Annotated in this window: 11 protein-coding genes; 4 read left to right on the top strand and 7 right to left on the bottom strand. The window is 68.0% G+C overall.

What is annotated here, in order from left to right:
- Together WA965_RS21505 and WA965_RS21500 are read left to right on the top strand one after the other, a co-directional pair.
- A partial coding sequence (locus WA965_RS21505; protein ID WP_526448051.1) for a serine hydrolase domain-containing protein occupies nt 1-795 on the top strand: 795 nt, incomplete at its 5' end.
- A 119-nt stretch (nt 796-914) separates the two neighbouring features.
- Nucleotides 915-1,427, top strand: a complete 513-nt coding sequence (locus WA965_RS21500) for a DUF3145 domain-containing protein (RefSeq protein ID WP_178359953.1) — start codon at nt 915-917, stop codon at nt 1,425-1,427.
- A gap of 8 nt (nt 1,428-1,435) precedes the next feature.
- Here WA965_RS21500 and WA965_RS21495 read toward each other — a convergent pair whose 3' ends face one another.
- Both WA965_RS21495 and WA965_RS21490 read right to left on the bottom strand, forming a co-directional pair.
- Complete coding sequence (locus WA965_RS21495) at nt 1,436-2,338, bottom strand: diacylglycerol kinase (protein WP_526448050.1); 903 nt, start codon at nt 2,336-2,338, stop codon at nt 1,436-1,438.
- On the bottom strand, nt 2,335-3,915 hold the full coding sequence (locus WA965_RS21490) for an FAD-binding oxidoreductase (RefSeq protein WP_526296652.1): 1,581 nt from the start codon (nt 3,913-3,915) through the stop codon (nt 2,335-2,337). Before WA965_RS21490 ends, WA965_RS21495 begins: the two co-directional genes overlap by 4 nt.
- A gap of 53 nt (nt 3,916-3,968) precedes the next feature.
- On the opposite strand from WA965_RS21490, the gene WA965_RS21485 reads away from it, so the two are divergent.
- A complete protein-coding gene (locus tag WA965_RS21485) occupies nt 3,969-4,547 on the top strand; it encodes a TetR/AcrR family transcriptional regulator (protein ID WP_526296654.1) in 579 nt (192 codons plus the stop codon).
- Complete coding sequence (locus tag WA965_RS21480; protein WP_526448049.1) at nt 4,544-6,103, top strand: glycerol-3-phosphate dehydrogenase/oxidase; 1,560 nt, start codon at nt 4,544-4,546, stop codon at nt 6,101-6,103. Before WA965_RS21485 ends, WA965_RS21480 begins: the two co-directional genes overlap by 4 nt.
- 33 nt (nt 6,104-6,136) lie before the next feature.
- Here the strand turns inward: WA965_RS21480 and WA965_RS21475 are convergent, their stop codons facing one another.
- From WA965_RS21475 to WA965_RS21455, 5 genes are all read right to left on the bottom strand, one after another.
- Complete coding sequence (locus WA965_RS21475; RefSeq protein WP_526296646.1) at nt 6,137-7,558, bottom strand: acyl-CoA carboxylase subunit beta; 1,422 nt, start codon at nt 7,556-7,558, stop codon at nt 6,137-6,139.
- A 16-nt stretch (nt 7,559-7,574) separates the two neighbouring features.
- Nucleotides 7,575-8,828: a 3-oxoacyl-ACP synthase KasB gene (kasB, locus tag WA965_RS21470; protein ID WP_526448048.1), complete on the bottom strand. Its 1,254-nt coding sequence runs from the start codon at nt 8,826-8,828 to the stop codon at nt 7,575-7,577.
- A gap of 71 nt (nt 8,829-8,899) precedes the next feature.
- Nucleotides 8,900-10,150 carry a 3-oxoacyl-ACP synthase KasA gene (gene kasA, locus WA965_RS21465; RefSeq protein WP_178359958.1) on the bottom strand — a complete coding sequence of 417 codons (1,251 nt, stop codon included), beginning with the start codon at nt 10,148-10,150 and terminating at the stop codon, nt 8,900-8,902.
- Nucleotides 10,147-10,446, bottom strand: coding sequence for a meromycolate extension acyl carrier protein AcpM (acpM, locus tag WA965_RS21460; RefSeq protein ID WP_178359959.1), 300 nt, complete (start codon nt 10,444-10,446; stop codon nt 10,147-10,149). The genes kasA and acpM overlap by 4 nt, the downstream gene beginning before the upstream one ends.
- 67 nt (nt 10,447-10,513) lie before the next feature.
- Nucleotides 10,514-10,877 (bottom strand): ACP S-malonyltransferase (locus WA965_RS21455; protein WP_526448047.1); only part of this gene is annotated, 364 nt, incomplete at its 5' end.

Below are 10,877 nucleotides of genomic sequence, written 5' to 3'. Positions count from 1 at the left end.
CCGGTGCCCACCGCCGCCGCGGCGGTGGTGGGGCCGTCCGGGGTGGTGGAGAGCTACGGCGACACCCGGCGTCGCTACCCGCTGGCGTCGGTGACCAAGCCGGTGGTCGCCCGTGCCGTACAGGTGGCCATCGAGGAGGGGGCCGTCGAACTCGACACCGAAGCCGGCCCGCCCGGATCGACGGTGCGTCACCTGCTCGCCCACACTGCCGGTTACGAGATGACGTCGGCCAAGGTGATCGCGCGACCGGGCACTCGGCGGATCTACTCGAATCACGGGTTCGCGGTGCTGGCCGAAGTGCTCGAACAGCAGTCCTCGATCGCGTTCGACACCTATCTGACCGAGTCGGTCCTCGAACCCCTCGGGATGGCCGACACGGTGCTCGACGGTGGCGCGCCGGCAGCAGGCTACGGGGCGACGTCGTCGGTCGACGACCTCGTCAGGTTTGCCGGCGATCTGCTGAACCCGGTGACGGTGTCAGCACAGATGCATGCCGAGGCCACCAGCGTGCAGTTCCCCGGGCTCGACGGAGTGCTTCCCGGCTTCGGGGCGCAGCGGCCCAACGACTGGGGGTTGGGGTTCGAGATCCGCGACGGCAAATCACCGCACTGGACGGGTCAAGCGAACTCGGGCCGTACCTTCGGTCATTTCGGCCAGTCGGGAACGTTCCTGTGGGTTGATCCGGACGCCTGTCTGGCCCTGGTCGTGCTGACCGACCGCAAATTCGGGGAGTGGGCGCACACGGTGATGCCGGCACTATCTGATGAAGTTCTGAGAGATTCAACACCGGACTAGCGCAACATCCGTCTCACAAGGCACAATGGACTCGCACAGCACAACTACATCTTCTGTCTCTCAAGTAATCCACCAGGTCGTTGGGGAAGACGTCCCTCGTGGAGCCGAAGGAGCAGTAGATGCGTGCAGCGAACCAATTCGCCGACGCGACGACGGGCGTGGTTTACATCCATGCCTCACCCGCGGCGGTGTGCCCTCACGTCGAGTGGGCGTTGTCGTCGACCCTCTCCGCGAGGGCGAATCTGAAGTGGACCCCCCAACCTGCCATGCCCGGGCAACTGCGCGCCGTCACCAACTGGGTCGGGCCGGTCGGCACCGGCGGCCAGTTGGCGAACGCGCTGCGCTCGTGGTCGGTGCTGCGTTTCGAGGTCACCGAGGATCCGAGTAGCGGCGTCGACGGCCACCGTTGGTGCCACACCCCGCAACTCGGACTGTGGAGCGGCGCGATGAGCGCCAACGGCGACGTGATGGTCGGGGAGATGCGGTTGCGCACCCTGATGGCCTCGGGTGCAGACATGTTGGCCGCCGAACTGGACTCCGTCCTGGGTACCGCGTGGGACGAAGCGCTCGAGGCCTACCGCGACGGTGGCAGAGGTGCCGAGGTCAGCTGGCTGAATCGGGGAGTCGGCTAGGTGTGATGTCAGCCGGGCCGCAGGATCTTCAACGCGGCCGGGACCGCCGACACTTCCACCGGCAGCGGGCAGACATACTCACCGTCGGCGTAGGCCGTGAGGCCGGGTGACTCGACCGAGATCGTGCGCGCCCGCTTGGTACGGACCTCGTCGAGTTCGATGTGCTTGCCCTTGAACACGGTCGGAAACAGCCGGATCAGCCGGGTGCGTGACGCCGACGCCACCATGGTCACGTCGAGTTGGCCGTCGTGCGGGTCGGCATCCGGGCAGATCAACATCCCGCCGCCGTAGCTGCGGGTGTTGCCGAACGCCGCGAGGGTCAGATCGGTGCGGATCTCATCGTTGCCGTCGAATGTCAGCCGGAACGGCAGCAGTCGCAGCTTGGAGATCTCGGCCACCATCGCGAGGTTGTACCGCATCCGACCGTGCGGCCAGCGCATCCGATTCGTCCTGTCGGTGACCAGCGAGTCGAAGCCCGCCGCCATCACGGTGCCGAACCACTTCGTGGTGCCGTCGGCACCCACGATCCGGCCAAGGTCCACGTCGTCGACGACTCCGTCGACTACGACGTCGGCCGCGGCCTCGGGATCCCTGGTCGGGATCCCGAACTCGCGTGCATGGTCGTTGCCCGTACCCGCGGGGACGATCGCCAGCGGGATGTCGGTCTGCGCGAGCACCTGCAGCGCGAGCGAGACGATGCCGACGCCGCCGACCACCACCAACGCGTCCATGCCGCGCTCGAGGGCACCCTCGACGAGTTGTCGCGCGTGCTCGGCGTCGCGGCCTGCTACCGCGACGACGTCCACACCACGCCGGTGCAGTTGTGTGATGGCGCGCTCGGCGGCGTGCGGCGCGCTGCCGTGCCCCGACGCCGGGTTGGTCAGCACCGTGACGCGAGCGCGCTGGTTCACGGAATCAGCTTGCCCGGGTTGAGGATTCCGGCGGGATCGAGCGACGCCTTGACCGCCCGCAGGATCTGCACCCCGACGTCGCCGACCTCGTCCCGCATCCACGGCCGGTGATCGGAGCCGACGGCGTGATGGTGGGTGATGGTGGCGCCGACGCGGACCATCGCATCGGATGCGGCCGCCTTGGCGGTGCGCCACTGCTCGATCGGGTTGCCACGCTGCGCCGCCACGACCGTGAAGTAGAGCGAGGCGCCGGTGGGATACACGTGCGAGATGTGGCACAGCACCAGCGCCGGGGTGCCGGAATCGGCGAGCGCGCGGGTGAGGGCCTCGGTGACCGCGGTCTTCAGCGCCGGAACATTCGACCAGTTGGTCGCGGTCTCCAGCGTCTCGCACAGCGCACCCGCGGACAGCAGGGAGTCGCGCAGGTAAGGCGCGTTGAACCGACCGTGCTCCCAGGCGCGTGCGGGACCGTCGCCCAACGAGGTGCCGCCTCGGGCCTCCAACAGCGCCCGCGTCTCGGCATGGCGGCTCTCGACGTGCGCCTCAGTGCCCTCGAACGCGGTGATGGCCAGACAGCCGCCTGTTATCTGCTGCTCCCCGATATTGTCGGCGGTCGCGAGGTTCACCCCGGTCTCGGCCTCGTCGGACAGCCGGATGACCGTCGGCCCGGTGCCTGTCTGGATGACCGCACGCAGGGCGTCGGCGCCGGTGGCGAAGTCCGGAAACGACCACGCCTCGTAGCGGGTGGCCTCCGGGATCGGATGGACACGGACCCGCACCCGGGTGATGATCCCGAAGGTTCCCTCCGATCCGATGAGCAGCTGGCGCAGGTCGGGTCCGGCCGCGGACTCGGGCGCACGGCCCAGGTCGAGGATGCCCGCAGGTGTGACGGCCCGCAGGCCGCGAACCATGTCGTTGAACCGGCCGTAGCCTGCAGAGTCCTGACCGGACGAGCGGGTCGCCGCGAACCCGCCGATCGTGGCGAACAGATAGCTCTGCGGGAAATGCCCGAGGGAAAAGCCGCGCTCGCCGAGGAGTCGTTCCGCGTCCGGCCCGCTCAGGCCGGCACCGAGCTCGGCCTCCCAGGAGACCTCGTCGAGGGCGTGCAGTTCGTTCAACCTGCGCAGGTCCAGCGAGACCACAGCCTTGAAGTCGCCGCGCACCGGATCCAACCCGCCGACCACGCTGGTGCCGCCCCCGAACGGGACCACGGCAATGCTGTGGTCGGCGCAGTAGGTGAGGATCGTGGCGATCTCTGCTTCGTCGGCGGGCAGCAGCACCGCGTCCGGCGCGTCCTGCACGCCGAAGTCGCGGCGTCGGAGCAGATCCAGGGTCGACTTGCCGCCGGCACGCAGGAGTCGGCTGCGATCGTCGATGGTGAGGTTCGCCGTGCCGACGATGGAGCTCAGGCCGTCACGATCGCTCTGAGACAGCGCCGACGGCCGAAGCCGCACCTGGTCGGCAGTGGGTTCGTCGACACCGGTCCCGTCGATCCCGAGTGCCTGGTCGAGAAGGTCCCGGATCCCGGAGGAGAGGGGCTTGGCCGCAGCGGGGTCACCCCAGGCGTTCCACTGCATCGGTGGCTCGATTGGGTGGGCATCGGCGTGAGTCATGAGTTACAGTATTACAGATCATGTCAATCCGTAACTCTGATAGCAGTGTCGAGAAGCGAATCCTCGACGCCGCAGCGGAGTGCATCCTCGCCTACGGGGTCGAGCGGACCACCATGACCGAGATCGCGCGGCGCGCGCGGGTCAGTCGGCCCACAATCTATCGCCGCTGGCCCGACATCCGCTGGGTGATCGCCGAACTGCTGACGATCCGCATCGCGGGCGTGCTCGAGTCGGTACCCGACCGAGGCGTCGGCCGCGAGCAGATGGTCGCCCGCGTCGTCGCCGTCGCCGAGCATCTGCGCGGCGACGACCTCGTGCAGTCGGTCATCCGCAACGCGCCGAACCTGGCGATGGTCTACATCGCTGAACGACTGGGCACCAGCCAGCAGATCATGGTCGACGCCTTGGCTGAGGCGATCAAGGCGGCGCAGGACGACGGTAGCGTGCGATCCGGCGACCCTCGTCAGATGGCCGCCATGTGCCTGCTCATCACCCAGTCGACCATCCAGTCCGCGCAGATGGTCGGCGAGATCATCGACAACGCGGCACTCAACGACGAGTTGGACGTCGCACTGAACGGATACCTGAAACCATGAGCAGCTCAACGGCTCTGAATGCGTCGCGGCGGGCGGGCGAATTGTCCGAACTGACCGACGGCGCCACCGTCGACCTGATCGTGATCGGCGGCGGCATCACCGGAGTCGGAATCGCGCTGGATGCGGCGACCCGCGGGCTGACCGTCGCGCTGGTCGAGAAGCACGATCTGGCGTTCGGAACCAGCAGGTGGAGTTCGAAGTTGGTCCACGGCGGCCTGCGCTACCTGGCCAGCGGCAACGTCGGCATCGCCCGGCGCAGCGCGGTCGAACGCGGCATCCTGATGACCCGCAATGCGCCCCACCTGGTGCGCGCGATGCCACAGCTTGTCCCTTTGCTGCCCGAGATGACAAAGCCTTCACGAGCTCTGGTCCGATTCGGCTTCGCCGCCGGCGACGGACTGCGCAGGCTGGCAGGCACCCCGGCCGCCACATTGCCCCGGTCCCGCCGGATCGACGCCGACCGCGCCGTCGCACTGGCGCCGACCGTTCGCCGCAATGGCCTCGACGGGGCACTGCTGGCCTACGACGGGCAACTCATCGACGATGCCCGCCTGGTCACCGCGGTGGCTCGTACCGCCGCGCAGCACGGAGCCAGAATCCTCACCCGCGTCGCGGCCTCGAATGCGACACGCACCTCCGTCACGTTGACCGACGTGCTGACCGGCGAGTCGGTGGACGTCGCAGCGCGCGCGGTGGTCAATGCCACCGGGGTGTGGGCCGGCGAGGTGGACAACTCGATCCGGTTGCGGCCCAGCCGTGGTACCCACCTGGTGTTCGACGCCGCTGCATTCGGCAATCCCACTGCGGCGCTGACCGTTCCGATACCCGGCGAACTCAACAGGTTCGTGTTCGCGATGCCCGAACAACTGGGCCGGGTGTACCTGGGCCTGACCGACGAGGACGCACCCGGGCCGATTCCCGATGTGCCGGAGCCCACTTCGGCAGAGGTCACTTTCCTGCTCGACACCGTCAACACCGCGCTGGACACAGCGCTGGGTCCCGCCGATGTCGTGGGCGCCTACGCGGGCCTGCGGCCGCTGATCGACACCGGTGCAGGCAGGACCGCTGACGTCTCGCGCGACCACGCTGTCGTCGAGTCCCCGTCGGGAGTGATCAGCGTGATCGGCGGCAAACTGACCGAATACCGTTTCATGGCCGAGGATGTGGTCGACCGTGCCGTCACGTTGCGTGGCCTGACCGCGGGGGTGTGCCGGACCCGCAACCTGCCGCTCGTCGGGGCGCCGGCCAATCCGGTGGCATCACTTCGGTCGTCGGCTGATCGGCCGGGATCGCGGGTGGCGCGCTTCGGCGCCGACGCGCCCAACGTGATCGCCCGTGCGGGCTGCGAGCGGCCGATCGATCAGGTCGCAGAAGGCATCGACGTCACCCGGGCGGAGTTCGAGTACGCGGTCACCCATGAGGGGGCACTCACCGTCGACGACATCCTGGACCGGCGCACCCGCATCGGCCTGGTCGCCGAGGACCGGGCCCGAGCCGAAGACGCCGCCGCGGAAATGCTCGCCGGAATTGCATTCCGGCAGGAGAAGTCCGAGTAACGGCCTGCTGGAACGCAATTCCGGCGGTAGGGCTTACAGCGGGATGTTCTTGTGGCGGCCGCGGCGTGCCGGCGCCTCGGCCAGCGCCTGGGTCAGCACGCTGCGGGTGTGTGACGGGTCGATCTTGGCGTCGACGACGCCGATCTCGATCGCGGAGTCGACGCCACCGGCGATCCGCTCGTGCTCGACGGCAAGCTCTTCGTGCAGCGCCTCGCGATCCTCGGGGGCGGCGGCGGCCAGCTTCTTCTTGTGCAGGATGCCGACCGCGGCCTTGGCGCCCATGACAGCGACCTCGGCGTCCGGCCATGCGAACACCTTGGTGGCGTTCAGCGACCGCGAGTTCATCGCGATGTAGGCGCCGCCGTAGATCTTGCGGGTGACCAGCGTGACCCGCGGAACGGAGGACTCGCCGAAGGCGTGCAGCAGCTTGGCGCCGCGGCGGACGACGCCGCCCCACTCCTGGTCCACGCCGGGCAGGTAGCCGGGCACGTCGACGATGACGACCAGCGGGATACCGAAGGCATCACACAGCCGCACGAAACGTGCTGCCTTCTCGGCGCTTTCGGAGTTCAGGCAGCCGCCGAGGCGCAGCGGGTTGTTGGCCAGCACGCCGACGGTCCGTCCGGAGAGCCGACCCAGGCCGACGACCATCGATGGAGCCCACTTGGCCTGGAACTCCTCGAACGGTGCATCGCTGTCCAGCAGTGCCTCGACCAACGGGTGCACGTCGTAGGCGCGCCGCGACGATTCCGGCAGCAGCGCCCGCAGGTCGGTATCGCCGGCCTCGGCCTTGCTGCGGTCGAAATGTCCCTGCTGGCAGAAGTATCCGACCAGGCGACGGCCGCGATCGTAGGCGTCGAGTTCATCGGTGGCGACGATGTGGCACACACCGGACTTCTTGTGGTGGGTGTCCGGGCCGCCGAGCGACGCCATGTCGACGTCCTCACCGGTCACACTGCGCACGACGTCGGGGCCGGTGACGAACACCCGACCCTCCGGCGCCATGATCACGACGTCGGTGAGCGCGGGGCCGTAGGCAGCGCCACCGGCGGCGAAGCCGACGACCACCGAGATCTGCGGAATGTAGCCCGACGCCCGGATCATCGCCTCGAAGACCAGACCGACCGCGTGCAGCGCCTTGACGCCCTCGGCCAGTCGCGCGCCGCCGGAATGCCAGATTCCGACGATCGGGCTCTGCTCCTCGATCGCGACGTCGTAGGCGTTGACGATGTGGGCGCAGCCCTCGACGCCCATCGCGCCGCCCATGACGGTGCCGTCGGTGCAGAACGCGATCGTCCGCACACCGTTGACGGTGCCGGCCGCGGCCAGGATGCCGGAGCGGTCCCGCTCGTGCAGTAGTTCGACCGTGCCGTCGTCGAAGAAGGTGGAAAGGCGCAGCAGCGGATCACGCGGATCCAGTGATTCGTTCACCGTTTCTGGGGCCATCGTCGTCATGTGTTCTCCTGCCGTTTCAGTACTTACCGAAGGCGAGTGCGACATTGTGCCCGCCGAATCCGAACGAATTGTTGATTGCATACCGGAAATCCCCGGTACGTGGTTCCCCGGCCACCACGTCTAGATCGATCTCGGGATCGAGATTCTTCAGGTTCCGTGTGGGCGGGATGATGCCGTCGCGCACCGCCATCAGGGTCAGGATCGACTCCACCGCGCCGACCGCGCCGACCGAGTGGCCGAGGGCCGACTTCGGGGCGAACACCGCCGGACGGTGCCCGCCCATCGCGGTGTTGATCGCGTGGCCTTCGGCGACGTCGCCGACGCTGGTGCCGGTGGCGTGCGCGTTCACGTGGTCGATGTCGGAGGGCTGTAGACCCGCCAACTGCATGGCGCGCGTCATGGCGAACGCCGCACGCTCGCCGTTGGGGTCGGGCGCCACCATGTGGAAGCCGTCGGAGGTGATGCTCGAGCCCATCAGCCGAGCCAGCGGCGTGGCGCCGCGGGCCTTGGCGTGCTCCTCGGTCTCGATGACCAGGAGCGCGCCTGCCTCACCGAAGACGAAGCCGTCGCGGTCCCTGTCGAACGGGCGGCAGGCACCGGCGGGGTCGTCGTTGTTGGTGGACATCACGATTCGCATCTGGGCGAACGCGGCGATCGGCACCGCCTCGATGCGCTGCTCGACGCCGCCGCAGATCGCGATGTCGGCTTCGCCGAGCACGATGTTGCGCCACGCCTGGGCGATGCCCTCGGAACCGGAGGCGCACGCAGAGATCGGCGTCACGACACCGGCCTTGGCTCCCCGGTCCAGCCCGACCACAGCCGACGGGCCGTTGGGCATGTACATCTGGACCGACAGCGGGGACACGCTGCGAAGGCCGCGTTCCCGGAGGCCGTCGTAGGCGAACACCAGCGCCTCGGCGCCACCGAGTCCGGTTCCGATCGACACCAGCAGGCGGTTCGTGTCGACTTCGGGGGACCCGGCGTTCTCCCAGACCCGACGACCCAGCACGGCAGCCATCTTCTGGACGTAGGACATCCGCCGGTTCTCGACCTTGGTCAGTTCCGACTCGAAGTCCTCGAGCAGGTGGCCGCCGATGGTGACGGGCAGCTGGAACTGCTCGATGAAGGGATCCTCGAGCGTGCGGATACCGCTCTGGCCGTCAAGCAGCGCCTTCCATGTCGACTCGGCATCGGTGGCCACACTCGTGGTCATTGCGATGCCGGTGACGACGACGTCCGGAAGTCCGCTACCTGTTGTCGGCGAAGCCATAAGTGAGCTGCGCGTCCTTTCTCCGGCCTGATGTCGGCCGAATGCCTCTGCGGTCTGGTGTCGCCCGTGCTCTAGTAGCGACCGAACGCCAGAGCCACATTGTGGCCGCCGAAACCGAACGAGTTGTTGATGGCGTACTGGTAGTCGCCATATCGAGGCTCACCCGCGACGACATCGAGATCGATCTCGGGGTCGGGCGTCTCGAAGTTCAGTGTGGGCGGGATGACGCCGTCCCGCAACGAGAGCACCGTGAGGATCGACTCCAGTGCGCCGACCGCACCGATGGAGTGGCCCAGGGCGGACTTCGGCGCGTACACCGCGGCGTGCTCCACACCGGCGGCCCGGATGGCGTTGGCCTCGGCGAGGTCGCCGATCGAGGTCGACGTGGCGTGCGCGTTGACGTGCTGGATGTCCTTCGCGGACAGCCCGGCGGTCTCCATCGCCCGCTTCATCGCGTGGGCGGCCCGTAGGCCGTCGGGCGCCGGCGCGACCATGTGGTACGCGTCGGAGGAGATGCCCGCGCCCAGCAGCCTGGCCAGCGGCTTGGCGCCACGGGCCTTGGCATGCTCTTCGGTCTCGATGACCATGAGCGCGCCGGCCTCACCGAAGACGAAGCCGTCGCGGTTCTTGTCGAACGGCCGCGACGCGCCTTCCGGATCGTCGTTGCGGGTCGACATCGCGCGCATCATCGAGAACGCTGCGATGGGCAGTGCCTCGATGCCGCCTTCGACGCCACCGCAGACGGCGATGTCCGCGTCACCCATGACGATCTGCCGCCATGCGTGGGCGATGCCCTCGGACCCGGACGAGCACGCCGAGACCGGGGTGATGACCCCGGCGCGGGCGCCCAGCTCCAGGCCGACGACCGCGGCCGCGCCGTTCGGCATGATCATCTGAACAGCCAGTGGCGATACCTTGCGGGGGCCACCCTCGTTCATCGCGTCGTAGGTCTCGACGATCTTCTCGCCGCCACCGAGGCCGGTGCCGATCACGACCGAGAAACGGTCGGGATCGACCTCCGGACGCCCGATGCTGTCCCACAGCTGATTGCCGAGGTACTTCGACATCCGCTGGACGTACGACATGCGCCGCAGTTCCAGTCGGGTCATGAGTGGATCGAGGGGCTCCTTGAGGTGCCCCCCGATCTTCACCGCAAGATCCCACTTCGTGACGAAGTCGTCTTCGAGGACGCGGATGCCGCTTTCGCCTGCGAGCAGACCCTTCCACGTGCTCTCGATGTCCGGTGCGATCGACGTGGTCGCCGTGACGGCGGTCACGACGACGTTGGGGAAACCGCCGTTAGCAGTGGAAGGTCTGGTCACTTGTCACCGGTGATCTGTGCCCGGATGGCAGCGGCGGCCTCGGGGTTCTCCTGCTCGAGCTTCTGGATGTAGGCGACGACGTCACCGACGGTGCGCAGGCCGGCGAGATCCTCGTCGGGGATCTTCACGCCGTACTTGTCCTCGGTCTGAACGGCGATCTCCACCATCGACAGCGAGTCGATGTCCAGGTCGTCGACGAACGACTTCTCGGGAGTCACCTCGGAGGGCTCGATGCCGGTGACCTCTTCGATGATCTCGGCGAGTCCGGTGATGATTTCGTCCTGAGTGGCGGCCACTGTGGCTCCTTCTATCTATGTGTTGTTACTTGGGTTGGTACGTACAGATGGTGGAAATGTGGTCTGGTCAGGCGCGCAGGGACTCCGCGAGCGCGTCCAGGTCGGCGGGGGACTTGACGGGATGGGTGGGTGTTCCCTTGAGCTCCCGCTTGGCGATGCCGGTCAGCGTCCCCGCCGGTGGGAACTCGACGACCGCCGAGACTTCCCGGTCCCGCATGGTCGCCGTGCACAGGTCCCAGCGGACCGGCCGGGTCAACTGTGCCACGAGCTTGGTCATCGCATCGGCGGCCGAGGTCACCGGCGCGCCGTCGGCGTTCGACAGCAGTGTGACGGTCGGCTCGGACGGCGTGATCTTGTCGGCGACTTCGGCGTACGCGTCGAGCGCCGAGGCCATGTACCGGGTGTGGAAGGCGCCTGCGGTGGCGAGTCGG

This window comes from Mycobacterium sp. (genome assembly GCF_049683935.1).
Lineage (GTDB): Bacteria > Actinomycetota > Actinomycetes > Mycobacteriales > Mycobacteriaceae > Mycobacterium.
This window is presented reverse-complemented; position numbering and strand designations above follow the sequence as displayed.

Bases quoted from the DNA above. Each gene is read 5' to 3' on its own strand.
- WA965_RS21500 (WP_178359953.1), top strand. From the start codon at position 915: ATGCGTGCAGCGAACCAATTCGCCGACGCGACGACGGGCGTGGTTTAC.
- WA965_RS21490 (WP_526296652.1), bottom strand. From the start codon at position 3,915: ATGCAGTGGAACGCCTGGGGTGACCCCGCTGCGGCCAAGCCCCTCTCC.
- WA965_RS21480 (WP_526448049.1), top strand. From the start codon at position 4,544: ATGAGCAGCTCAACGGCTCTGAATGCGTCGCGGCGGGCGGGCGAATTG.
- WA965_RS21475 (WP_526296646.1), bottom strand. From the start codon at position 7,558: ATGACGACGATGGCCCCAGAAACGGTGAACGAATCACTGGATCCGCGT.
- kasB (WP_526448048.1), bottom strand. From the start codon at position 8,828: ATGGCTTCGCCGACAACAGGTAGCGGACTTCCGGACGTCGTCGTCACC.